Annotated in this window: 20 protein-coding genes; 5 read left to right on the forward strand and 15 right to left on the reverse strand. The window is 55.5% G+C overall.

The genetic code is table 11. The annotated features are described in order from the left end of the window. Positions 1–258 precede the first annotated feature (258 nt). On the forward strand, positions 259–1,461 hold the full coding sequence (locus H5U02_05170) for an HD domain-containing protein (GenBank protein ID MBC7341825.1): 1,203 nt from the start codon (positions 259–261) through the stop codon (positions 1,459–1,461). Here H5U02_05170 and uvrB read toward each other — a convergent pair. Then, positions 1,458–3,518 carry an excinuclease ABC subunit UvrB gene (gene uvrB, locus H5U02_05175; protein ID MBC7341826.1) on the reverse strand — a complete coding sequence of 687 codons (2,061 nt, stop codon included), beginning with the start codon at positions 3,516–3,518 and terminating at the stop codon, positions 1,458–1,460. The genes H5U02_05170 and uvrB overlap by 4 nt on opposite strands. Before the next feature lie 160 nt (positions 3,519–3,678). On the opposite strand from uvrB, the gene H5U02_05180 reads away from it, so the two are divergent. Then, on the forward strand, positions 3,679–4,152 hold the full coding sequence (locus H5U02_05180; protein MBC7341827.1) for a CBS domain-containing protein: 474 nt from the start codon (positions 3,679–3,681) through the stop codon (positions 4,150–4,152). A gap of 6 nt (positions 4,153–4,158) precedes the next feature. Here H5U02_05180 and H5U02_05185 read toward each other — a convergent pair whose 3' ends face one another. The 14 genes from H5U02_05185 to secA form a co-directional block, all read right to left on the reverse strand. Further along, a complete protein-coding gene (locus H5U02_05185) occupies positions 4,159–5,361 on the reverse strand; it encodes a glycosyltransferase family 4 protein (GenBank protein MBC7341828.1) in 1,203 nt (400 codons plus the stop codon). 356 nt (positions 5,362–5,717) lie between these two features. Further along, entirely contained in the window at positions 5,718–6,122 is a 405-nt protein-coding gene (locus H5U02_05190; GenBank protein MBC7341829.1) for a response regulator, read from the reverse strand. 31 nt (positions 6,123–6,153) lie between these two features. Further along, positions 6,154–7,410 carry a PDZ domain-containing protein gene (locus H5U02_05195; GenBank protein ID MBC7341830.1) on the reverse strand — a complete coding sequence of 419 codons (1,257 nt, stop codon included), beginning with the start codon at positions 7,408–7,410 and terminating at the stop codon, positions 6,154–6,156. 2 nt (positions 7,411–7,412) lie between these two features. Further along, the gene (locus H5U02_05200; protein ID MBC7341831.1) at positions 7,413–8,570 is read right to left on the reverse strand and encodes a S41 family peptidase; all 1,158 of its coding nucleotides are present in this window, start codon (positions 8,568–8,570) and stop codon (positions 7,413–7,415) included. Between the two features lie 182 nt (positions 8,571–8,752). Beyond that, the gene (locus tag H5U02_05205) at positions 8,753–9,949 is read right to left on the reverse strand and encodes a peptidoglycan DD-metalloendopeptidase family protein (protein ID MBC7341832.1); all 1,197 of its coding nucleotides are present in this window, start codon (positions 9,947–9,949) and stop codon (positions 8,753–8,755) included. Positions 9,950–10,117: 168 nt separating this feature from the next. Then, a complete protein-coding gene (locus H5U02_05210) occupies positions 10,118–11,005 on the reverse strand; it encodes an ABC transporter permease (protein ID MBC7341833.1) in 888 nt (295 codons plus the stop codon). Then, positions 10,995–11,681 (reverse strand): cell division ATP-binding protein FtsE, encoded by a 687-nt coding sequence (gene ftsE / locus H5U02_05215; GenBank protein ID MBC7341834.1) that lies wholly within the window; start codon positions 11,679–11,681, stop codon positions 10,995–10,997. Before ftsE ends, H5U02_05210 begins: the two co-directional genes overlap by 11 nt. A 312-nt stretch (positions 11,682–11,993) precedes the next feature. Continuing rightward, positions 11,994–12,932, reverse strand: coding sequence for a transketolase family protein (locus H5U02_05220; GenBank protein MBC7341835.1), 939 nt, complete (start codon positions 12,930–12,932; stop codon positions 11,994–11,996). Between the two features lie 11 nt (positions 12,933–12,943). Next, positions 12,944–13,768 (reverse strand): transketolase, encoded by an 825-nt coding sequence (locus H5U02_05225; protein ID MBC7341836.1) that lies wholly within the window; start codon positions 13,766–13,768, stop codon positions 12,944–12,946. Positions 13,769–13,898: 130 nt separating this feature from the next. Further along, positions 13,899–14,765, reverse strand: coding sequence for a YitT family protein (locus H5U02_05230; GenBank protein MBC7341837.1), 867 nt, complete (start codon positions 14,763–14,765; stop codon positions 13,899–13,901). A gap of 39 nt (positions 14,766–14,804) precedes the next feature. Beyond that, the gene (locus H5U02_05235) at positions 14,805–16,457 is read right to left on the reverse strand and encodes an AarF/ABC1/UbiB kinase family protein (GenBank protein ID MBC7341838.1); all 1,653 of its coding nucleotides are present in this window, start codon (positions 16,455–16,457) and stop codon (positions 14,805–14,807) included. A 29-nt stretch (positions 16,458–16,486) separates the two neighbouring features. Next, positions 16,487–16,837 (reverse strand): polyhydroxyalkanoate synthesis regulator, encoded by a 351-nt coding sequence (locus H5U02_05240; protein MBC7341839.1) that lies wholly within the window; start codon positions 16,835–16,837, stop codon positions 16,487–16,489. Between the two features lie 24 nt (positions 16,838–16,861). Beyond that, on the reverse strand, positions 16,862–17,914 hold the full coding sequence (gene prfB, locus H5U02_05245; protein MBC7341840.1) for a peptide chain release factor 2: 1,053 nt from the start codon (positions 17,912–17,914) through the stop codon (positions 16,862–16,864). 99 nt (positions 17,915–18,013) lie between these two features. Continuing rightward, positions 18,014–20,659: a preprotein translocase subunit SecA gene (gene secA / locus H5U02_05250; protein ID MBC7341841.1), complete on the reverse strand. Its 2,646-nt coding sequence runs from the start codon at positions 20,657–20,659 to the stop codon at positions 18,014–18,016. 252 nt (positions 20,660–20,911) lie between these two features. On the opposite strand from secA, the gene H5U02_05255 reads away from it, so the two are divergent. Genes H5U02_05255 through H5U02_05265 form a run of 3 tightly spaced genes read left to right on the forward strand, consistent with a single transcriptional unit; the run spans position 20,912 to position 24,800 of the window. Then, on the forward strand, positions 20,912–23,032 hold the full coding sequence (locus H5U02_05255; GenBank protein ID MBC7341842.1) for a PIG-L family deacetylase: 2,121 nt from the start codon (positions 20,912–20,914) through the stop codon (positions 23,030–23,032). 17 nt (positions 23,033–23,049) lie between these two features. Then, positions 23,050–24,066, forward strand: a complete 1,017-nt coding sequence (locus tag H5U02_05260; GenBank protein ID MBC7341843.1) for a hypothetical protein — start codon at positions 23,050–23,052, stop codon at positions 24,064–24,066. Further along, on the forward strand, positions 24,060–24,800 hold the full coding sequence (locus H5U02_05265) for a phosphatidylserine decarboxylase (protein MBC7341844.1): 741 nt from the start codon (positions 24,060–24,062) through the stop codon (positions 24,798–24,800). The genes H5U02_05260 and H5U02_05265 overlap by 7 nt, the downstream gene beginning before the upstream one ends. Position 24,801: the final 1 nt, after the last annotated feature.

The raw sequence follows: 24,801 nt of genomic DNA on the forward strand, positions 1-24,801 counted from the left end.
CCGGTCTCGGTCTCGCCAACGGCTCGCAAGGCTCGCCCAAAGTCGCCTTACGCCAGCATCCCCGGCCGTTTTCATACTTCTTTCGGATGCACCATCAAGCATGTCTGGCTAGCATTAAATGTTCCCGTCTAAGTATTATACCACAAGCAAAGGTAGGCCTAGCCCGAGCAAATGCTTATCCCCAAACCGCACATCTAAGCTTATAATACCCTTGTTGACAACAATTACCTTATAACTGGCTGGCGAGGTGGATGCAGCATGGCTGGAAACAATATCCCTTGCAATCAATTGGTTGCCGCCCTGGCTCTGGCCTTGGATATCGAAGAAGAGGTCAAGCTCTACCATGCCTGGAGGGTAGCGGCCGGCGCTCAGGCAGCTGCTGCTGAGCTTCATCCCGACGACCGGGCCCAGCAAGCGCTAGTCTTCTATGCTGGCCTCCTTCACGATGTGGGCGCTGTAGGCTTGTCCGACCACATAGTTCACTTGGTTAGCCAGCCTGACTACCTGGCTATTCCAGGGGTACAGGAACACCCTACCATCGGCAGCGCTATCCTCCGCACCTTACCCCAAGCCGATGCTCTGGCCACGGCCGTGGCTGACCACCACGAGCGCCTAGACGGGCATGGCTATCCCCAGGGCAAGGTTGGGGAAGAACTTTCTCTATCCGCCCAGCTTTTGCATGTCGCCGATCTCGCCGACATTCATTTCCGGCTAGCCTCCCCCTGGGACTGGCAGAAAATCCTGAAGGGGCTTAAGAAAGGAGCAGGCAAAGCCTTCCTTCCCCAAGCTTTTGAAGCGTTTCAAGCCGCCATGGAACAAGGCTTGAAGGAGGTTTGGGCGGATTCCTCCGCGGTTGAGGCCTGGGTCCGTCAGTTGGCCGACCGCCTCCCCTTGCCCCTGCCGCCTAGCTGTTCCGTTTCCGCGGTATTGGAAGTGTTTGCCCGCATCATTGACGCCAAGCACGCCTATACTGCCGGCCATTCCCAGCGCGTAGCCAATTACGCCCAAAGCATAGCACGAGCCGCCGGTCTAGGTCCAAGTGAGGTTACTGCCATCTACTGGAGCGGTCTTCTGCATGACCTAGGAAAGATTTCCGTTCCCCGAGCCATCCTGGATAAGCCTGGCCGGCTAAACCAGGAAGAACTGGTGGCTATTCGCAATCATCCCATATATACCGGAGAGTTGTTGAGAGAAATTTCCGGGCTGAAAGAGATTAGCGAGATAGCTTCCGGGCACCACGAGCGGTTTGATGGCCAAGGCTATCCCCAGGGCCTCAGGGCAGACGGTATCCCGTTGGGGGCTCGGGTCCTAGCTTTGGCCGATGCCTTTGACGCCATGACCTCTCCGCGGCCTTACCAGCAGCGCCGTTCGCCCGAGGAAGCCTTAAAGGAGCTACAGCGGGGAAGTGGCACCCAGTTTGATCCCGACCTAGTGCCGGTGGCAACAGCGGCCCTTCTTTAGCCGAGTGACTGCTTCCGGCGGCGCTTGCGGCTGGCAACCTGGCCTCCAGGAGAAGCTGATTGGGATGGAGATTGGCGAGACTGGGCTCTCAGCTCGATAATCAGGTCGCGAATCTGGGCTGCCCGTTCAAATTCCAGCTGGCGACTGGCCTCCTTCATTTCCTTCTCCAGGTCGGCCAGTAGCTTTTTCAGCTCACGGGCGGACAGATTGGCCACTTGGCGCTTGGGGAGATAAGGTACTTTTGGCTCGGCGGCATAAGTAGCTTCAATCACGTCGCGCACAGCCTTTTTGATGGTCTGGGGCGTGATGCCATGCTTTTGGTTATAGGCCAGTTGCTTGGCCCGGCGCCGTTCAGTTTCCTGGATAGCCCGCTGCATGGAATCGGTTATGCGGTCGGCATACATAATAACCGTTCCTTCCACGTTACGAGCTGCCCGGCCAATAGTTTGAATCAAGGAAGTCTCCGAGCGCAAGAAACCCTCCTTGTCCGCATCCAAAATGGCCACCAGCGCCACTTCAGGCAGATCTAGCCCCTCGCGCAGCAAATTGATGCCCACCAGGACATCAAACTCACCCAACCTGAGATCGCGAATGATCTCCATCCTCTCGATGGTATTGATCTCCGAATGCAAGTAACGTACCCTAACCCCAACCTCTCGCAAATAATCGGTCAAGTCTTCCGCCATGCGCTTGGTCAGGGTGGTTACCAAAACCCGCTGCTTCTTGGCTACCCGCTTCTGAATCTCGTTCAGCAGATCATCGATTTGCCCTGCTACCGGGCGGACTATCACCTGCGGATCTACCAGTCCGGTAGGTCGAATGACTTGCTCCACTACCTGCTGGCTGTGCCGGAGCTCATAAGGGCCAGGAGTGGCTGATACGTAGATAGCCTGGGGTACACGTTCCTCAAATTCCGCAAACTTGAGGGGCCGATTGTCCAAAGCCGAAGGCAAACGAAAGCCGTACTCCACCAGGGTTAGCTTGCGAGAGTGATCCCCCTCATACATTCCTCCAAGCTGGGGAATAGTCTGGTGCGACTCATCAATAAACACCAGAAAGTCCTTAGGGAAATAGTCCAGCAAGGTATAAGGGGGCTCGCCTGGCTTTCGGCCGGTAAGGTGTCGAGAGTAGTTCTCAATCCCGTTACAGTAACCGACTTCTCGCATCATCTCCAAGTCAAAACGGGTGCGCTGCTCCAAACGCTGGGCCTCCAGCAACTTGCCCTGGGCTCTGAGCTCTCTCAGCCGCTCCTCCAGCTCCGCTTCGATGCTGGCTATGGCCCGCTCCATCTTTTCGCTCTCAGTAACATAGTGGCTAGCCGGAAAGATAGCCACGTGCCGGCGCCGGGCCAGGATCTCTCCAGTCAACGGGTCTATCTCCAGAATGCGGTCGATTTCATCGCCGAAGAACTCAATGCGGATGGCCTTTTCTGTAAAGGAAGCCGGGTAAACCTCCACCACATCTCCCCTGACCCGAAAAGTCCCACGGTGGAAATCGTAGTCGTTCCGTACGTATTGGTTGTCAACCAGCCGCCGCAGAACCTGGTTGCGGTCGTATTCTTCCCCTTCCCGAAGCGAAACCATGAGGTCTCGATAATCCTCGGGGGATCCCAGACCATAAATGCAGGAGACGCTAGCCACTATAATTACGTCCCGGCGCTCAAACAGGGCGGCGGTAGCCGAGTGGCGAAGCTTATCGATCTCATCGTTGATGGAGGAATCCTTTTCAATATAAGTATCCGTCTGGGGGATATAAGCCTCCGGCTGGTAATAGTCGTAGTAACTCACGAAATACTCTACCGCATTGTCAGGAAAAAACTCCTTAAACTCGCCACACAGTTGGGCCGCCAGGGTCTTATTGTGGGCAATGACCAGGGTAGGACGCTGCACCGCCTGGATGACTTGAGCCATAGTGTAGGTCTTTCCCGACCCAGTGACCCCCAAAAGGGTTTGGTGCCGGTAACCGGCCCTCACTCCTTCTACCAAGGCGGCAATGGCCTCGGGCTGGTCGCCTCGGGGCACGAAATCTGACTTTAAGATGAACTGTCCTTGTCCCATCCTGATGCCTCCAAGCCAACTCCGCTTACCCAGGGCAGCGGATCCACCAACCAATCACGATTATAGCACACCAAGGTAAAACTGCACTTGGGTCAACTTGACAACCATGGGGCAGATTGCTAACCTGAGAGGCAAAAGTCACAGAGGAGGGCAGGCAGTTTTGCTGGCCCGGGACGTTATGGTCCGTAACGTAATCAAGGTTTCCACCGAGGCCAAGGTAGTCGACGTGGTACGGCTATTGGCCGAACACCGGATTGGGGCCCTGCCGGTGGTAAACGACCGCAACGAGGTGGTGGGAATCGTAACCGATGGCGATATCGTGGCTCGGATTCGCGCTAACCGCCCGCTGGTAATCGATGCCCTGGCCAGCATCTTCATATTTGCTGACACCGAGGAGCTTCCGGAAAAGGCTCGAGCCCTCCTCGGCCTCTCGGTAACCGAAGTAATGACCAGGCGGGTGATTACCGTTACTGAGGAGACCGATCTGGAGATGGTGGCTACCATTATGACCGAACGGCGCCTGAAAAGGGTGCCAGTGGTACGGGGCCGCACCCTGGTGGGCCTAATCTGCCGCGGAGATATAATCAAAGCCCTGGCCCAGTTCAACTATCCCCCGGCCTCAGACCATTCCTAAACAATCTCACCCGGCAGCTACTTTGCCTTGATCGCGGCTCGGTGAGGCCCCCTGCCGCCTCTCAATTGCTTCCCGATAAGCACCAATTAGCTTCAGGGCCGACGCTCGGGCCGAACAATCCTGGGCGCGACGCTTAGCCTCTTGCCCCATGGCTTTTCTGAGCTCGGAGTGCTTGAGCAGCTGCACTAAGCGGTTAGCAAAGCTGTCTTTTTTCAAGGGTACTAAGAACCCGTCCTCGCCCGAATTGACCATTTCCCGACTGCCGAAGGCATCCACCGCCACTACCGGTAACCCGGCCGCCTTGGCCTCGAGGGTAACCAGGCCCTGGGTCTCGGTCAGGGAAGCAATAGCAAACACATCCGCCCCCGCGTAAGCGTGAACGATCTCGGAAGCATCCAGCCTCCCCATCAAGAACATATTGTCGGCTATACCTAGGCGCTGGGCCTGTTCTCGAAGCAACCCTTCTAACGGACCGGTTCCCACCAGTACCAGGCACGCCTCGGGGACCTCTTTCATGGCCAGGGCAAAGGCATCCAGCAAAAACTCCACGTTTTTCTCTTTCCCCAGGCGGCCCACCGATAGGACAATTTTGCGGTCAGTGCCGAGCTTAAGCCGTTGCCTAAGCCAGAGCGGATCGCCAGAAGCAAATCTTTTAACGTCGATTCCTGTCGGTATGATCTTGATCGGCACCTTGACCCCGTCAGCAAGGATCTTTTCCTTGATTACCCGGGTAGGCACAACTACTAGTTGGCAACGGTTACAGTAGTCAGCCGTATACTTCTCGACGATCACTTTGGATAACCCTGGAGCCAGAGGAAAATAGTGCACATACTGATCATAAAGGGTGTGGTAGGTGAAAACCAAAGGGATGCTGTATTTGTGAGCATAACGGGCTCCCAGCGAGCCTAAGACAAAAGGGGAGTGGCTATGAATTATGTCTAAGCCTAGGCTGCGGATCACGGCGCTCAATCCCGGCCAAATAGGCAAGGCCAAGCTAAATTCCCTGAAGGTTAAAGCCGGCAAGGAGGGAAAGCGAAATAGTCCTGGCTCGGGCTGGGCATCAGGATAATTGGGGGCAAAGATGTATACTTCGTGGCCCAGCTCGCGAAGCTCCTTAGTAAAGCTCTGTACGGATCGGACTACTCCGCTCACATAGGGAAGATAGCTGTCAGTGAAGACGCCAATCCGAAGCCGCCCACCATTAGCCAATATTATCCCCCCTCAAAAAACATATATTTCCAGTCAGGGCGCTGTTCCTCCGCTCCGCAATCCTGCGCGGAGCGAGCTTGCGCTGCATCTCGGGCTGTGGCGCCCAGCACTCAACCAACCACAAGACTACAGCCCTGCAAATATCTTGCTGCGTATGGCGTGGATCCCAAGCTCTCAGTGAGTTGAGTGCTGGGCACCTCCGCCCTCGTCGTCGCTAAGGTGGCTTGGCCGCTCGGCTTAATGTCGCTTTCAGACCAGCACCCCGGCATCCCCTACATGCTTTTTTCATGCCGAGTTGGGCGGCTGGCTGCACGGGAGACTCATCCCCGCTCAGGCTATCAGTTGTTCCCAACTCTCTACTCTTGTTGTTGCCGCCGCCGGTAGATCTCCATCCCTTGCTGGACATGCTCCCAAGCTTTTTCAAGATCAAAGGGCTTCTCCAGCAAGCCATCTATTCCCAGGCTCTTGGCTTTTTGGCTATCGGCCGGTGAAAGGAAAGCGCTTACCATGATTATAGCAGACTTGGCGCCCCCCTTTCTAATTCCTTCCGCTACTTCCAGGCCGGACATATCGCTCAAGCGCAAATCTACCAGCACTACCTTGGGCTGGTGGTTTTGCATTAGTTCTGCTACCTGAGATCCTTTAGTAGTGCTTATGGCTTTGATACCCTTAGTCGCCAAATACTGTTCCAACAATTGGCACAGGCGAGCCTCGTCGTCCACGATTAGCACATCCATAGGTTCAGGCCGATCGATCAACACTACTGCCCTCCTACCGACACCTGCCTCTGGCTTATTTAGCTCCCGGCTCCCACCTCTTTCGCCACCAGCGAATAATCCACCCCCCTCTTTCTAGCCGCACGTGGGGCTGATCCAGCCCTTCCGGAACTAGAATCAGGCCCAAGGGTTGCTCCAGCATCCTTTCTACCGTAAGCGATCTGGTACGCCGCTGGGGTGGCATTTCTAATTCTGACGGCAAGACCTCGAGATGGACCCTGGTGGTCGCCTCCGCTAGCCTCTCCTCTAGATCTCTACGGCTATTAACCTTGGTGCCGTTGACGGCCACAATAATATCTCCGCTCCTTACTCCCGCCAAATAAGCAGGAAACCCCTCCAAAGCATCAAGAACTCGCACCCCCCGGTCCGAAGGCACATAGATGGGTTTCCCCTGCATCTCCACCGCCTGACCTCGGCGGATGATGAATTCATGTCCTAAGGGCGCAAATAGTGCCGGCAAAATGGACAGCCGGTGAAAATACGAAGCCAGCACTGACAACCCCAACAGGATGAAGCTGAACATGGCCAAGCTAATGGCCGAGCTATGACGTTTTTGATTGGGGGTATGCGCTAGGGCCAAGTCCCCATAACCCAAAGCTGCTATCACTGGTAAGAGCAAATACACCCCATGCTCAGGGTTTTCCAGGGTAGGCCGGATCAACGGCCACCAGTTGGGCATAGCTACCATGCTGTCCGGCGGCAGATTCACCCCGCCGGCGAGCACCAAGCCCACAATGGGAATCGGCCACAAGCGCTGCAAGTTGAAAGCACCTACCACCTGCCCATCCCCAGCCTGAGCGTAGACCGGCGTGGCGCCTAGATGACCAGAGAAACGGATTAGCAAGCTTTCCACCATGTGCAACACGGCCACTAACCCCATTAACTGAGGCACATCGATCTTTGGTACTCCAAAGATCAACGAAAAAGTTGCAATTATGCCCCCGGAGTAAGAAAAACACAGCAAGTGGGGGCTTATCAGCATCAGCAGCAAAGCTAACGCCCACAGGTATACCGCCCCAATATGGGACAAGGAGATGCCTGTCACCACCATTATTAGGCTCCCCACTAACCCCCCCACTATTCCTTGGGCAGTGGCTACCAGGGTAGGTTTCCATACTTGGGGAGACTTAACCCCAAATAGCTGCCTGCGCGTCTGCAGGAGGCGCTGGTACTGCCAGGCAATAAATACCACCACCACCCAGAACAGGGGGTTGATCACCGCCTGGGCTAAAGCTTGGAGGATTACAACCGCCAGTTGCCGCCAAGGTAACATGCTTAGGCCGCCTTTCGGGATACGAGCTCCACGGCTTTTTGGAGCTGAGGATCGTGCCCCAAGTCAGGGCTGTGGGTGAGGATCCGCTCTTCAGTTTGGGCATCCAACTTGATGGTAATGTCTGGCTCTATCCCTTTGCTATTAATGTCATGTCCCTTAGGAGTCAGGTAGCGGGCCGTAGTGAGCTTCACTGCCGCTTGGGAATCAATTTCAAACAGCGTTTGTACCAATCCTTTGCCAAAGGTCCTCTCCCCAATTAAGGTACCGGTACCGTTATCCTTGATAGCGCCAGCAACAATCTCCGAGGCGCTGGCGCTAGTCCGGTTGATTAGCACCGCCAGAGGTAGTTGCAGGTAATTCCCCAAGGCCTCATAGGTTTCCTTCCGAGCCCGGTATTCCAGATGCACCACTGGCCCCCGGGGAATAAAGTAGCTGGCCACCTCCACCGCCGCCCGCAATGATCCACCCGGGTTATTGCGTAGGTCCAGGACTATGGCTTTGGCACCCTGCTGCCGGAGCTCGTTTAAGGCCTGTCCCAACTCTTGACCGGTGTGGTCGCTAAACATGGTCAGGCGCACATAACCGATAGGCAAGGGCCGGGGTAGCAACTTGCTTTCTACCGTGGGGATCTGGATAACCTCCCGGGTAAGAACAAAATCCCGGAGCCTAGTTTCACCTGGGCGTTGCACCGACACCGTCACCTGGGACCCAGGCGGCCCTTTGAGCAACTCCGCTGCCTTTTCCAGATCCATTCCCGCCGTTTGTTGGTCGCCTATCTTAACGATGAGGTCTCCTTTTTTGATGCCGGCCCGGTAGGCGGGGGTCTTAGGGAAAGGCAGCACTACTTCCAGTACCCCTTCCCGCATGTCAATTACTAAGCCAACTCCCCCATAGTTGCCTGACACCTGAGCTTTCAGCTGTTGGTACGCCGATGGCTCCAAATACACAGAATAGGGGTCATTCAGAGATTGAACCATGCCGGATAGAGCACCGTGAAGGATCTGGGAGGTAGTTGGATTAGATAGGCTCTGACTCTTTAAGAGCGAAACCACTTGGACGATTTGTTCCACTTCGTGGTAATGGGTAGCAATAAAGGTGCCTACGCTCACCGTCACTACTACTGAGAATACTAAAGCTAGGGTGCGTAAACCTGCTGCCAGCCGGCGCCATTTAACCAAGGCCAACCCGCCTTCCTTAAGGGAAATCCCCAACGCCACCTCCAGACGCGTTCTTGGCAAGGCTCAGATCACATCTGGGAGGGCCTTGGTCCTGGCCCTCCCTAGTCTGTCTGATGCCATTTATAGATATGTGCTTCAGATACCAACTATTCCCTGGGGGCAGCCTAGTAATAGCGTAACGAGTCAGTTGGCTCTCCGTCAAGTCTAATTCCAAAATGTAGGTGGGGACCGGTTGACCACCCGGTACTGCCGACCCGACCAATGGCCTGCCCCTTGCTGACCCTCTGACCTGAACTCACCAGAAAAGCTGAAAGGTGACCATACATGGTAGCAAAGCCACCACCATGATCGATGATGATGCAGTTGCCGTAGCCCCCGTAGTAGGTGGCCATGATTACTATGCCATCCTGGGCAGCCACCACCGTAGCGCCGGTTGGGGCCCCAATGTCTACCCCATCGTGGAAGCGCCGATCCCCTAAAAGCGGGTGAATCCGCCACCCAAAGTTCGAGGTGATGGTGAAATACCCCGGCACCGGCCAAGCTAACCCGGACGTGCCCGAGCCCTCGATGTTGCGCCGGTTGCGGCTCTGGATCTCGCGGATCCTGGCCGCGATCTGCCGGGATTCAGCCTCCAGCTGGTCCAGTGCCCGAGCAATCTTCTGCTTCTCAGCCTTAGAAAGGGCGAGAAGCTGAGCTTGCTCCTGGTGACGATCAGCCAAGCTCTGCCTTTGCCGTTGGATGCGCGCCGACAAGGCTTCAATGCGCTGCTTTTGTTGCACAAGCTGCGCCTTCTGCTCAGCAATCCGCTGTCGCTGGGCTTTGACCTGCTCCACCATCAGCTTGTCCTGCTGGGCAATCCGTTTCAGCAGATCCAGCCGAACCAGGAAATCGCTGATACTGGCAGATTGCAGCAGAACCTCTATGTAGCTAATTTGCCCGTTTTTATAAATATCGCGTAAACGGGTACCTAAAACTGAGCTTCGGTATTCCAGCTCCTGTTCAGCTTGCTCCAGCTGTTTCTGAGTGGCTTGAATCTGAGCCTCGGTGGCTTGCTTTTCGCGATCCAAGGCCCGAAGGTCGGCCTCGATGGAGCGAATGCTTTGTTCCAGCTCCCCTAGCTTTTGAGAGAGCTCTTTCACCTTCGACTCGGCTTGGGCCAAAGCATTCTGCTGATCTTGAATCTGCTCTCCTATCTGTTGCTGTTGCCTCTGCAGCTCATCTAGTTCGGACCCGCTGGCAGTTACCGGCGGGCTCAAGCTCACACCTGAGACCAGGAGCGCTACTAGGCTGACTACAGCTACAGCTTTGGTAATCCACCTGATTTGGCGCTTCAAGCTTAGTGGCCTCACTCTGTGCGCCACATCTCCTCCCCCTTTCTCCTTCAAAGATAACTTACTTCCAACCTGGCGGGGCTGGCCCTCCGCCCCGCCCAGCACTCAAGTGTTGACTCAACAGGACTCGGGCGGAGCTTTACCATATGATGTGGGCAAACTCCGCGCCCCGTCCCCAGGCTGAGTGCTGGGTGGCTTTTAGGCTTCGAGGTAGCGGCGCATGGAAATGATGCTCCCCAGCACTCCTACTACTGCGCCCAGGGCCACTAACCCCAAGACCATGTCCCGCATCAAAGCCGGATCCGTAACCCAAGGGATGAAGTTTAGGGTCGACTGGACATAGTTGAGCATGGTTTGGTACCCAAGCATCAATATGAAAACCGCTATGCCGCCGCCCAGCGCCCCCAGCAAGAAGCCCTCGATAATAAAGGGCCAGCGTATAAACCAATTGGTGGCGCCAACGTAGCGCATCACGCTGATCTCCCGCTTCTTGGCATAAACTGAGATCCTGATGGTATTGGCCACCAAAAACACCGCCGCCAATGACAAGGCTACCAACAGGGTAGTGCCGATAAGCCGCAGCCAGCGAGTAAAGGCCAGCAGCTTCTCGATGGTTCCTTGTCCGTAGCGGACTTCATCCACATGAGGCATCCGGGCAATCGCTTGAGCAGTGGGGATAACCTGTTCCGGCCGCTCTACCTTCACTCGGTAATAATCGGGCAGCGGATTTTCCCCGCCCAGGGCGGCCAAGAGTTGGCTTTCCCCGCCCAGGGCTGGCCCCACTTGAGCCAATCCTTGCTCTTTAGTCACCAACTCCACCGAACTAACCCCGGGAAGCTGGCGGATCAGATACCCGACCCCATCGACATCCTTCTGACTGGCATCCACTTTTAGGAAAGCGGCGATCTCCATTTGCGACTCCACTGCCGTGGTCATGCGGGAAGCGTTGAGGATGATCAAGACAAACCCGCCCAGAATCAGCAAAGCCACAGCAATGGTAGCCACTGACGCTACACCCATTCCCAAGTTGCGGCGCATAGAAATCAGCGCCTGCTTAAGGTAGTACCAGGCCATTCTAGGCCTCAAGTCGGTACAACCCCCTTTCCTCATCCCGGATTAATCGCCCGCGGTTGAGGGTGAGCACGCGCTTGCGCATGGCGTTGACCAGGGCCTGGGCGTGGGTAGCCACTATGACCGTAGTTCCGCTCTTATTTACATCTACCAGCAAATCAATCACCTCTTGGCTGATGCCTGGGTCTAGATTACCCGTGGGTTCATCAGCCACTACCAAACCCGGCCGATTCACAATAGCTCGAGCTATGGCCGCCCGCTGCTGTTCTCCACCAGAAAGTTGGACCGGATAGGCTCCTAGCTTGTCCCCTAAACCAACTTGGCCTAGTACCTCGGGAACTCGCCGCCGGATTTCTCCAGGACTAGCACCTACCACTTCCATGGCCAAGGCCACGTTTTCAAACACCGTGCGATCCTCCAACAGGCGGAAATCCTGGAAGACCACTCCCATCCGCCGACGCACCCAAGGGACCTCCGAGGGCTTTAGCCTACCAATGTTTTTCCCCTCCAGGAGGACCTGTCCCTTGGAAGGTTGCTCTTCCCGCATTAGCAATTTAATCAAGGTGGTCTTACCTGCCCCGCTGGGGCCGACGATGAACACGAATTCCCCCTTCTCAATACGAAAAGACACATCAACCAGGGCCTTATTTCCTCCCGAGTATATCTTGGAAACGTTTAAGAATTGGATCAAACAGTTCTCCTCCCTCTCCCGGCCAAGGCTAGACACCCCTATATATTAGTTCGGAGAATAGGAATCAGAAGTTTATGCCTGATTCGACAGATTCTGTGGCTTTTCCCGAATTAGTCTGATAATACCTAGACAGGGGCAAAGGGTCGAACTTCAAGCTCTCTTTTTTCCCTTGGTTTCGACAAACACCCTGCGAATCCTTTCAAATCCTGCAAAACTATGCCATCCTATCCTTGGAAATTTCACTAAGCGCTGCCAATTTAAGGGGATAGCTGTGGGCGAAGGTGGGATGGGGGTCAACCCCCGGGCGAGGAACTACTGTTTCCGCCGCAAAACCCGCTTTACGGCATTTATCAAATCAACTGCCCTCAGCCCATAATGGGCCATCAACTGGTCCGGCGTTCCCGACTGACCAAAGACATCGCGTATCCCCACCCGCTCTAGGGGTACGGGAAAATGTTCACCTAAAGTCTCAGCTACAGCGCTACCTAGCCCGCCAATAATGTTGTGCTCCTCGGCCGTAACCACGGCGCCGGTTTCTTTTGCCGCCGTCACCACCGCTTCCTCATCCAGGGGTTTTATGGTAGCCAGGTTAAGCACGCGAACCTGGACTCCTTCTCGGGCTAGCATCTCTGCTGCTTCCAGGGCCACTGCCACCATGACGCCGCAGGCAGCAATGGTAGCGTCTTGCCCCGGGCACATCAGCTCCGCTTTCCCCAGCTGAAACTGGTAATCGGCTCCGTGAACAACGGGCACCGACCCCCGGCCCAGCCGCATATAGACCGGCCCTTCCATCGCCGCTATGGCCCAAACCGCCTTTTCCGTTTCAACCGCGTCGGCCGGGACAATTACCGTCATACCCGGTATGGACCGCATCAAGGCTATATCTTCCACCGACTGATGGGAGGCCCCATCTTCACCCACCGTGATTCCGGCATGGGTGGCTACAATTTTCACGTTAAGCCTTGGGTAAGCGATGGAATTGCGCACCTGGTCCAAAGCCCGGCCGCTAGCAAATACGGCAAAGGTGCTGCAGAAAGGGATCTTGCCCGCCAAGGCCAGCCCGGCGGCGGTACCCATCAGGTTCTGCTCAGCAATACCCATATTAAAAAACCGCTCTGGGAACCGCTCGGCGAACTTAGCTGTCTTGGTGGACTTGGAGAGATCCGCATCCAGAACTACAATGTCCTCCCTTTCCTCTCCCAAGCGAGCCAGGGCTTCCCCATAAGCATCCCGCGTAGCTTTCTCACCCAATCTGGTTCCTCCTATCTCAATCCCAGTTCTTTCAAGGCTTTTTCCACTTCCTCAGCTGTAGGCGCCACCCCGTGCCAGCCCACCTCATTCTCCATGAAGGAGACTCCTCGCCCCTTTATGGTTTCTGCCACTACTGCCGTAGGCCGGCCCTTGGTCCGCCGGGCCAAGGCACAAGCTTCAAGGATCTGTTCAAAGCTGTGCCCGTCGATGGTTAAAACCTGCCAGCCGAAGGCGGCCAGTTTATCGGCCACCGGCTCCGGAGACATGACTTGGTTTATGGGGCCATCGATCTGCAAGTGGTTATGATCGATGAAGGCCATTAGATTGTCCAGCCGGTAATGGGCAGAGGCCATGGCCGCTTCCCAGATCTGACCCTCCTCCAGTTCACCGTCCCCAGTAAGGACATAGACGCGAAAGTCAGCCCCATCCATCTTCCCCGCCAAGGCCATGCCGTTGGCCACCGAAAGCCCCTGCCCCAAGGAGCCAGTCGAAGCCTCCACTCCTGGGACCTTACGACAATCCGGGTGCCCCTGGAGGGGGCTACCCATCTTCCTCAGGGTGGTTAGCTGTTCGGTTGGGAAAAAACCGCGCACAGCCAAGGCCGCATATAGGGCTGGGGCCGCGTGCCCTTTGGAGAGGATGAAACGATCCCGGCCTGGCCAATGCGGTTGGGCCGGATCCAACCGCATCTCGTGAAAGTAAAGTGCGGTAATGATATCCACAGCCGAAAGCGAGCCGCCGGGATGACCAGAGCCAGCCGCTCCTATCATGGTAATCACCTGCCGCCGGATCTCTCGGGCGGTGGCTTCCAGTCGCTGCTTAAGCTCAGGATCCATGTGGCTTTCCCTTCCTGTCCATGTGCTCATCGACAACATACCCTCTTTCGCCAATTCTCGCCCTTTTCCTCCTCTTCACTCCAAACTGCCACCCAATTCCGCTCCAACTCTCTGCTGCCAATGAAGGGCACTAGCGCTCTCTGTCCGAGAATTCCTTGAATCCTTCTCCCAAAGCTTCCTGGACATCAGCAACTACCATAAACGAAGAGGGATCGATCCTAGCCACCAGCTCCTTTAGGCGCGACACTTCTGAACGGGCTAAAACGCACAGGATAGCCTCCCGCCGCTTGCCAGTATAACCCCCACGCCCCTCCAGGCGAGTAACTCCCCGCTCTAGCTCCTGCATGATGGCCGCAGCAATCTCCTCATGCCGGTCGGAGATAATTAGCGCCGCCTTGACATAGCCTACCCCTTCCTGGACTACATCTATGACCCGGCTGCTGATGAAAAGGGAAGCCAGAGCATAGAGGGCTAGCTCTATTCCAAAAACTATTCCTGCCAAACCAATTACTACCCCATCGACCCCCAGCAGCAGCCTACCTACGCTAGTGCGAAAATACTTTTGCAGCACCCGAGCGGCAAGATCCGTACCGCCGGTAGTGCCGCCGGAACGAAAAACTATCCCTAGCCCGACCCCGCTCAGGATACCGCCATAAATGGCTGCCAACAAAGGGTCACGGGTAGCAACGTAGGCCTTGGCAGCAAAAAGATCGGTAAAGAGGGAAAGGACCACGGTTCCATAAAGGCTGCGGACCCCGAAGCTTATGCCCAGTTGCTTGAGGCTAATCAGGAAAAGGGGAACGTTAATGGCCAGCATGGTGATGCCCACCGGAAAACCAAATACATAATGAATGACGGTAGCTAGACCGCTGACGCCACCAGCAGCGATCCGGTGGGGGACTAGGAAGTAGGCCAAGGCCAACGCCACTAATATCGATCCTACCGTCAGGCCTATGTAATCTACCACCAGTTTGGCTTGGGATTCTCGCCATTTCAACGCTTCATCCGCCCGCCTTGGTAATTGCCGCCACCTTGATTACCGCCTAAACCTGAAGACCAGAAAGTAAAGCAAGCAGAACACCCCGAACCCAGCTAGCCCTCCCTTTAGCCAAATGGTAAGGGGAGTAGGCCGGAGGATCAGGGCCGCCCCAATCACGCTGATAGAAAGAACAAGAAAGCTATAGACCAGCCAGTCTACTGACCGCCGGAGCCGGGCCAGCTCCTCATCAACTTCCCGGCTGTCGATCTTAACCGATAGCGTGCCCTTTTCTGCCCGTTTTAGAAGTGTATTGGCCCGCCGCGGCAAATCCAAGAATAGCTCTAGATATTCATGGGTGCCCTGGCGCCAGCGGGCCAAAACCTGCAAGGGGCTCAATCGCCGCATCAGCACCTGGCGTGCATACGGCTCGGCAATTCTAATGATGTTGAGGCTGGGGTCAAGCTCCACCGCTACCCCCTCGAGGGCCAACAGGCACCGAGCCAATAGGGTGAATTCAGCCGGCATGCGAATGTGGTAGCGAAAGGCAAGATCTAAAACTTCTCCGATGGCGGGGCCCAGCTTGACCTGGCTGAGAGGAATCTCCGCATAGCGATCCCGGAGGCGGTCAATATCATGGCGCAAGCGCCGCTCATCCACCGAAGCCGCCACTATCCCCATATCCATAATGGTGCGCATGAGGATATCGCTATCGTGTTGGACTATACCTACCACTAAGTCGGTAAAGTAATCCTGATATTGAGCAGGAATGGACCCTACCATACCAAAGTCCATGAGGATTATGGATTCGTCGGACCGGACGGCAAGATTCCCCGGATGGGGGTCAGCATGAAAGAAGCCGTCTTCCAGAACTTGCTTGAAGAAGATGTCGGCAAGGCGGCGGGCAATTAGGCTCCGGTCCAAGCCCGCTTTCTCCAGCCGATCTAAATTGGTAAGCTTTAGCCCCGAGACATATTCCATCACCAGCATTCGGGTAGTGGTATAATCCCAGTAAACCTTCGGTATCTTAACGAAATCAAATCCGCTCAGGTTTTGGCGCAAGCGATCAGCATTGCGCCCCTCAATCAGGTAATCCATCTCCCGTTCCAGGCTGCGCGAGAATTCATCCACGATATCCACTAGATCATACAGCTGTCCCCAGCGGGTATGCTCGTTGGCCAAGCGGGCTATCTGGAGAAGAATGCTGATGTCAGTCTCCACCACCTGACGGACCTCTGGTCGCTGCACCTTGACCACCACCGTCTGGCCATCGGCCAAGATAGCCCGATGGACCTGCCCAATGGAAGCAGCCGCCAAAGGAACAGCATCGATGCTCCTAAATACTTCTGTCCACGGGCAACCCAATTCCCCCTCGATTACCTCAATGGCGGTGTCAAAGGCAAAGGGAGGTACTTCATCCTGCAACCGCGCCAGCTCCTCCACCACATCCCGAGGGAGCAGGTCAGGCCTGGTCGAAAGCATTTGCCCCATCTTAATAAAAGTAGGGCCCAATTCCTCGCACATTTGGCGCAGATGGGCCCCTCGGCTTATTTTTTCCACCGGGGCGGGAAGGTGCAGCAAGGCACGCGGGAGGCGAACCACCCCCGTAAGCCCCAACTCATCCACTAGGTAACCAAACCCATGCTTGGTAGCTACTTGAGCAATCTGACGCAGGCGCTGAACCTCATCCCGCCGCCGCTTCCATTGAGCCATGAATGCCTCCCCTAGTTAGGCTATTTAGTTTACGCATTAACCTCTTGGCTAGGCGCATCATTATCGGCCTCGGCTTCGATCGGTTCCAGGCCCAATTTCTTCTCAATGCGAGCCAAACGCTGTTCCAGCCGCTCCAGGTCCTTGCGGGTTACGGGATTTATGCGACCCATAAACCGATCTACTTCTTTCTTGGCCGCATTTTCGATGGCCTCCTTCTCCTTCTTGCCTCGCTCCACTAGCTCTTCCACAATCTCCCTAGTCTCCCGGCGCTGCACCTCGCCCTTTTTGGCCCAGTCGTCCACCATCTTCTCGATCTGTTCCCGGGTCAGACTAAAAAGCCCGATCCCCAAGTAACCTGCCTTCTTGAGACCGTCCAACACCAGGCTCCACCTCCCTTCCAGCTTTTAGCCGCTTACGCTCTGCTTCTCCGAGAATACCCGACGCCGCGCTTGTTCCTGGAGATAAGCCTCAATGAATATGTCAATATCGCCGTCCATCACCCCTTGGACGTTCCCCACCTCCACTCCCGTGCGGTGGTCCTTGACTAGACTATAAGGCTGAAATATATAAGAACGAATCTGATTTCCCCAGGCTATATCCCGCACTTCGCCGCGCAATTTGGCCAGCTCTTCCTCATGCTCCCGTTGCCTCAACTCTAGCAGCTTAGCTTGGAGGATCTTCATGGCCGCCAGGCGGTTGGCGTGCTGAGAACGCTCGTTTTGACAGCTCACCACTATGCCGGTAGGCAGGTGAGTTATCCGTACCGCCGAATCAGTCTTGTTAACGTGCTGGCCCCCGGCCCCAGTGGACCGATAAGTATCGATCCGCAATTCCTCCGGATCGATTTCAATTTCATCGTCGAACTGCACTTCGGGAATCACGTCTACCGAAGCAAACGAGGTGTGCCGGCGCCCGGCAGCATCGAAGGGCGATATGCGAACCAGCCGGTGTACTCCTTTTTCCGCCTGCAAATAACCATAAGCATAAGCTCCCTTAACTAGAAAAGTAACGCTCTTAATGCCAGCTTCCTCACCAGGCAAGAGGTCCAACACTTCTACCTCAAAGCCTCTGCGTTCAGCCCATCGACTATACATTCTAAATAGCATCGATGCCCAATCCTGAGATTCGGTACCTCCGGCGCCTGGATGCAGGGAAACGATGGCATGGCGGCTGTCATAGGGTCCGGCCATCTGGATTTGAAGTTCCATAGCCCTAAGCTCTCGGTCCAGTTCCTGCAGTCCCTGCTCGATCTCCTCGCTTACGCTTTCATCGTCCTCTTCCAAAGCCAACTCCCAAAGAGCTTGCAAATCTTGGAAACGCCTCTCGAGCTTCTCCAACTTATCCCTTCGATCTTTAAGTCGGGTCAACTCCTGCACAATACCTTGCGCCTTCTCCGGCTGCTGCCAAAACTCAGGCTGGGAACAAGTTGATTCTAGCGAAGCAATTCTTTCCACCAAGCGATCCCAGTCAAAGGGAAACCCTCAAATCTTGCAACTGCTCTGAGCAGCGCTCCAAGCGCCCTCGGAAATCCTCTAGCATCACTAGTCCTCCGCTCCTTAGGATGCTGCTCGCCCGCAGCACTTCTTGTATTTCTTCCCACTGCCACAAGGGCAGGGGTCGTTGCGCCCAATTTTCTGTCCGCGCCGGACGGGCTGAGCTGGCCCCTGGCTAGCCCCGTCGGGCCCACGGTTTTCCACCAGCTGACGCCGCTTTTGCTCGGGTTGGGCTACTGGCCGCTCCCGGTCTACTTGCACCCGCAAGAGGTAACGCAGCGTATCTTCTTGGATGCTCTCTACCATCTGGTTGAACATATCGTAAGCCTCAAGCTTATATTCTACCAAGGGATCCCGCTGGCCGTAGGCCCTCAGGCCGATTCCTTCCCGCAGCTGATCCATGGCATCCAGATGATCCATCCATTTCTGGTCCACCACCCTTAGCAGGATGGCCCGCTCCAGCTCCCGCATGGTCTCGGAGCCCAACTCTGCCTCTCGAGCCCGGTAAGCCTCATGGGCCTTATCCAAAAGCATGGACCTAATTTCCTCTTTTTCCATGGTCTTTAGCTGATCAGCCGTAATCCGGTGCCCGGGAAGGAACAGTTCAATAGCATCAAGAAGCCCCTTAAGATCCCACTCTTCTGGCCAGCGGCTTTCGCTGGCGTAAGCATCGAAGGTGCGGTTAACCACCGCGTCCAGCATCTCATTAATGACTGGGCGTAGATCCGTTCCTTCCAGTACCAGCCGGCGCTGCTTATAAATAACCTCGCGCTGCTGGTTCATAACATCGTCATACTCTAAAACATGTTTGCGGATGTCGAAGTTGCGCGCTTCTACTCGCTTCTGGGCCGCCTCAATGGAGCGAGATATCAGCGGGTGATCGATGGGGGTAGAGTCATCCATGCCCAGCCGATCCATGAGGCCGGCAATATTGTCCGACCCGAACAGGCGCATCAGATCGTCTTCCAGGGAAATATAGAACCGGCTCGACCCTGGATCTCCCTGGCGGCCAGCCCGGCCTCGCAACTGATTGTCGATCCGCCGGCTTTCATGGCGCTCAGTACCAATGATGTGGAGACCACCCAGGGCCACCACCTTGGCATGGTCGGCTTCGGTAATGGCCTTAGCCCTCTCCAACTCCTCGCGGTAGGCTTGGGGATCGGCCTCCGGGTCAATGCCTTTGCGCTTCAGCTCCTTAAGGGCTAGCGCTTCCGGATTGCCCCCCAACATGATGTCGGTGCCTCGGCCAGCCATGTTGGTAGCGATGGTTACCGTATGCGATCGACCGGCTTGAGCGATTATCTCTGCCTCTTGCTCATGGTATTTAGCGTTGAGGACCTGGTGCGGTATCCCCCGCTTTTTCAGCATCTGGCTCAACCGCTCCGACTTTTCAATGGAAATGGTGCCTACCAGCACCGGCTGCCCTTTGGCGTACCGCTCAGCAATCTCCTCTACCACTGCCCGAAATTTGCCTTCCTCGGTACGATAGACCACATCAGGATAATCAATACGAATCATCGGCTTGTTGGTGGGGATAATCACCACGTCCAGCCCATAAATCTTCCGGAATTCCTCTTCCTCGGTGGCCGCCGTGCCGGTCATACCTGCCAGCTTCTTGTACATCCGGAAATAATTCTGGAAAGTAATGGTGGCCAGGGTTTGGGATTCCCGTTCGATCTTGACTCCTTCCTTAGCCTCGATGGCTTGGTGCAAACCATCGCTATAGCGACGGCCGAACATTAGTCGGCCAGTAAACTCATCCACGATTATTACCTGACCGTCCTTGACGATGTAATCGCGATCCCGCTTCATCAGAACGTGGGCTCTAAGGCCCTGGTTTACCGCGTGGGAAATCTCGATGTTCTTTTCATCGTAGAGGTTGTCAACCCCCAGCATGCGCTCCATCCGGGCTACCCCTTCTTCTGTCAAGGCCACGGTATGGGCTTTTTCGTCCACCGTATAATCCCGATCCCGCTTAAGCTGAGGCACCAGCCTAGCCACCGTGTAGTAAAGCTCGGTGGGCTTATCAGCCATGCCGGAAATGATGAGCGGGGTCCGGGCTTCATCGATGAGGATAGAGTCCACCTCATCGACGATGGCGTAATTGAGGGAACGCTGAACTACCTGGCTGGGGTGAAAAGCCATATTATCCCGGAGGTAATCAAAACCAAACTCATTGTTGGTGCCATAAGTGACATCACAAAGGTAAGCTCGGCGCCGCTCGCCATAATCTAGGCCGTGGACAATCAGTCCCACCGATAACCCCAGAAAGCGGTAAATCCGGCCCATCCACTCGCTGTCGCGCTTGGCCAGGTAGTCGTTTACAGTGACCACATGTACGCCTTCCCCGGGAAGGGCGTTCAGATAGACCGGAAGGGTAGCCACCAGGGTTTTTCCTTCGCCAGTTTTCATCTCGGCAATCCGCCCCTGGTGCAAAACTATGCCGCCCATTAGCTGAACGTCAAAGTGGCGCTGCCCCAGGGTTCGCTTGGCCGCTTCCCGAACCACAGCAAAAGCTTCCGGCAACAGCTCATCTAAGGTTTCGCCCCGGTCCAGCCGCTGCCGGAACTCAGCCGTCTTGGCCCTAAGATCTTCATCGCTAAGCCTTGCAAGCTTCGGCTCCCAAGCATTTATTTCGGCTACCTTGGGCGCCATCCGCTTAATATCTCTCGCATTATCGTCAAGCCAGTTGCGCAATAAATTCAACATGGCCATTACTCCCTTCTTCAGCTTCTCCATTGTAACACCAGCGCTATCCCATTTCAAGGAATACCGGCGGAAGGCAAAAGCAAGCCTAAGGCTCAGCTCCAAACTGAAATAGCTTGGCACAACCCCAAAAATGTTGTATCTTTAGCAAAGAGTGGTTACTAGCCACCCTCATCCCTGGAAATGCCTAAATTAGGGGTGACTGGAGAGGAGCGGGACGCGAATAACTCCAAACTAAATAGAGGAGCGTATTCCATGATAGTCTCGTGTATTATCCCTGCCTATAACGAAGCCGATACCGTGGCGGCGGTGGTACGAGCCACCCGTAGCGTTACTCAGGTCGATGAGATCATCGTAGTCGACGATGGCTCCACTGACAATACAGCACTAGCAGCTCAACGGGCTGGAGCCAAGGTGATCGCCCTTCCAGAGAATGTGGGCAAGGGGGGAGATTTAGCCACTGGCATAGCCCAGGCTAAAGGCGAGGTTTTAGTCTTTCTGGATGCTGACCTAGTGGGGCTAAAGCCTGGCCATGTGTCCAAGTTGCTGGAACCAGTCTTAGCTAACCAGGCTGACATGGCCACAGGGGTATTTGCCAATGGGCGGTGGATTACCGACCTGGCCCAACAGATAACTCCATTGCTGTCTGGCCAGCGCGCCCTGCGTCGAGAAATCCTGGTTGGCATCGATCTAGGCTCCATTGGTTTTGCGGTGGAGGTAGCTTTAGATCGCTTGGCCCGAAACCATAAACTCCGGGTCGTCCATGTACCCCTGCCCCAGCTTACCCATCGAACCAAAGAAGAAAAGCGAGGAGTGCGCAAGGGCGTGCCCGCCCGCCTAAAGATGTACCGGGAAATCGTCTTTTATCTCACCCGGGCTTGGTATGGCCTTTCCCGGCAATGGGTAAGAAAGCGGCTTGGAAGTAGCCTTTCCTTCCGCCGCCTAAGCTCGATCTTGCTAGTCTTGGCAGTGGTGTCCGCCTTAACCGGCGGCCTGGATTTACGTGGTTACTATCTAGCCGAGGCCCAGAGCTCTGGGCTCCAACCTTTGCCCCCTCTCGGGGATCGCGTTCTTATCATTTCTCCCCATCCCGACGACGAAACCCTAGGGGCAGGCGGATTGATTCACCAGCTCGCCCGCCAGGGCAAACAAATACAAGTAGTGTTCCTGACCTCTGGCGATGCCTTCGCCGGCGGAGCCCGGCGTTGGTTTGACAGCAGTTACGTTAGTCCCCGGGACTACCGGTATTACGGTCGCATCCGGGAGAAGGAAGCAATCAAGGCTGGCCGAGCTCTGGGCTTGGAGCAAGCTCAAATTACTTTCCTCGGCTTTCCCGACAAGGGCTTGGCTGACCTGTGGTGGAATCGGTGGAACCCAACCCACCCCTTGACCTCCAAAGCCACCCAGCTAGACCATTCGCCCCATACCGGCGATGTCTACTGTGGCTCAGCTCTTAATGGAAGGCTAAAGATGGTTTTAGCTACCTTCAGGCCTACGGATGTTTTCGCCCCCTGCCCGGACGAATCTCATCCTGACCACTGGGCCGCCAACGTCTTTACCGTGGCTAGCCTACAGGGCCTAGACCCCTCCCCTCGCCTTTACTTCTACCTCATTCACAAGGGAATGTGGCAGGTGTCTCCAGTTTGGCCCAAAACCCGGCCTTTGACCCCTCCAGCCTCAATGTACTTGCCCGATTTACACTGGTATAAGAACGGACTGTCTGCCGATGACTTAAGGGCCAAGAAGGCAGCAGTGGACTGCTACCAGACCCAGCGTCGGGTTATGGCCGAGTTCTTAGACAACTTTCTCCGGCCCAACGAGATTTTTGCCAGCTGGGCCCCTAAAAGCTTGCCGGTTGCTGCTGCCGGTAATCAGTACCCGGCGGCAGTATGCGACGCCCGCGGCGATACCTTGGGTAAGAGCGTCATAAATGGCACTGACTTAAAAGCAATCTATCTGGCCAGCAACGGCTCTAACCTGGTTATCCGGCTGGAGACCTGGGACGGCCTCAACCCTCTGGCCACCTACCGGCTGGGCTGGTATGCCATATCCGGCAACAAGGTTCAGAGCTGGATCGCAGCGCTGCACTACCGGCAACCAAGCCAGGATCCTACCATGGCCCAATTCACCCGGTCCGAGCATAGCCTGGCCAGCCCATCCGCCCAGCTATCCCTAAGCCTCATCAGCGGGCCAGCCGGGATCAATCCTTCCAGTTTGCAGGCTAGGGTAGTGGGCCAAAACCAAATTGAGGTAGAGCTCCCCATTAACCTGATTCAAGGCCAAACGATAATGGTAGGGGCCGAGGTGCGGATTGGGCCCATGCTTTGGGACCGAACCAGCTGGGCCCCGGTACGGGCGTGGCTTCCACGGCTCTAACCGACGGAGGCGTAAGGATGGCACCCATGGTTTTTGGCCTCGAAGAAGAAGTATTTATAACTGAACCTGACAAGCCTTCGTTGCAGTCACTTTACTATTTGGCACTGTTGGTCAAGAAGAATCCGCGCTTTTACTACACCCATACCCATTGCAATTTCAATCGGGGCAAGGATCTGCGCCTAGGCCTTATGAGCGGCGTAGAAATCTCCACCGGCATCCACAGCTCCCCGGAAGCCCTGGTGGCCGACCTCGCCCAAAGACGGCGGGATCTGGCCGAAGTGACCAAGGGCTTTATCGTGCCGTTGGGAAGCCTAATTGACCAAGAAGCTCCCACCAACGTCTCCGGTATGCATATCCATATCGGCGGGTTCTCCAACCCTCAGGAACGACAACAAGCCTACGACAAATTGATTTATTTCTTGCCGCTGCTGGCGCTGCTCACCGCTAACGCACCTTTAGCCGGAGAGCGCTGGTTTGGCGCCTCCTATCGCTGGGCCCATTCCTTTGCCATTGGCCCGCTTCGCCCCCATGACCCCTATTACCGTTTTCAGGATGTCATCTTCTCCCAGCGATTGGGTACCCTGGAACTGCGCCTTTTTGACCCAGTTTGGGACTTGGAGCGGGTACGGCTGCTGTTAACCTGTATTCAGGCCATCTTGGCCAAGGCTGCCTCGCGCCCCCAAGACATCGCCCGCTACAATCGCTTGCGGCAGCTGGTAGCCCGACAAGGTTTTGTGAAGGAACTGGAGCCAGTTTATCAGGAGCTTACGGCGCTAGTTACGGAAGTCGCTTTGGACCGTACCCTTTTTCAGCAGCCGCCGGGGGTGCAGGTTTACCGCCTCTGGCAAGAACAGGGTACTTTGGCCACTTATGGTGCCCTGGACGAAGCCTATCGAACCGGGCGTTTGCCAGCTCGCCGGCATTTTCCGCCCCCGGCCATGCATTTCCAGCCCTGGAAGGCAGTAGCCGGCATGTTCTTGTATTACTTACCCCGCTTGCCCTACAATCTTTGGAAGGTGTGGCTAGAATGGTAGCATCGGTTCTCAAGATCTCGCTTGTGGCCATGGGCGTGGTTGCCATCGGCCTCGCTCTAGTGTTAGTATGGTTGCGCCAGGTTTGGTTTTACCGCGACCCCCAGCGCATACCTCCAGCGGTAAAAGGGTCAATCGTGGCCCCAGCTGACGGGCAAGTGGTATATGTTCGCCCCTTTCGCCAAGGCAAGGTGGAGGCCGTGAAGTTAGGAACGAGAATACCTCTGGAGGAGATCCTTAAGGCAGCTCCCGAATACGGCCAGGAGGGGTGGATACTGGGAATCTATATGTCGCCCCTGGATGTCCATTTTAATTACGCTCCCATCAGCGGAAGGCTGACGCAAATGTACCACATCCCGGCCAGTTTCAATCTACCCATGGTAGACTTATGGGAGTACATTCGCCTGACTTACCTTCATAGAGCCATAGACCTATTTGGCCGTAAGCACCACCTTGAGAACGAGCGCTTGACCATGTTTTTAGAAGGAGACGGGATTCGGCTGGCTACGGTAGAAATTGCCGATAAGTTCGTCAACAAGATCACCCGCTTTGTGGAACCGGGCATGTTCGTGAAACAAGGTCAGAAAACCTCTTTCATCGGCCGGGGTTCGCAGGTAGATTTGGTCTTATTTGGTCAGGATTTTGACATTAAGGTTAAGGTAGGCGACCGGGTACGGGGAGCCGAGACCATTGTCGCCATACCTCAAGATAGCGCTAGCTCGACAATGAAAGGATGAC

It is taken from the genome of Clostridia bacterium, assembly GCA_014360065.1.
In the GTDB taxonomy this organism is placed as follows: Bacteria; Bacillota; DSM-521; order Neomoorellales; family JACIYF01; genus JACIYF01.

Bases quoted from the DNA above. Each gene is read 5' to 3' on its own strand.
- H5U02_05170 (MBC7341825.1), top strand. From the start codon at position 259: ATGGCTGGAAACAATATCCCTTGCAATCAATTGGTTGCCGCCCTGGCT.
- uvrB (MBC7341826.1), bottom strand. From the start codon at position 3,518: ATGGGACAAGGACAGTTCATCTTAAAGTCAGATTTCGTGCCCCGAGGC.
- H5U02_05195 (MBC7341830.1), bottom strand. From the start codon at position 7,410: ATGTTACCTTGGCGGCAACTGGCGGTTGTAATCCTCCAAGCTTTAGCC.
- H5U02_05225 (MBC7341836.1), bottom strand. From the start codon at position 13,768: ATGGATCCTGAGCTTAAGCAGCGACTGGAAGCCACCGCCCGAGAGATC.
- H5U02_05235 (MBC7341838.1), bottom strand. From the start codon at position 16,457: ATGGCTCAATGGAAGCGGCGGCGGGATGAGGTTCAGCGCCTGCGTCAG.
- secA (MBC7341841.1), bottom strand. From the start codon at position 20,659: ATGTTGAATTTATTGCGCAACTGGCTTGACGATAATGCGAGAGATATT.
- H5U02_05255 (MBC7341842.1), top strand. From the start codon at position 20,912: ATGATAGTCTCGTGTATTATCCCTGCCTATAACGAAGCCGATACCGTG.
- H5U02_05260 (MBC7341843.1), top strand. From the start codon at position 23,050: ATGGCACCCATGGTTTTTGGCCTCGAAGAAGAAGTATTTATAACTGAA.
- H5U02_05265 (MBC7341844.1), top strand. From the start codon at position 24,060: ATGGTAGCATCGGTTCTCAAGATCTCGCTTGTGGCCATGGGCGTGGTT.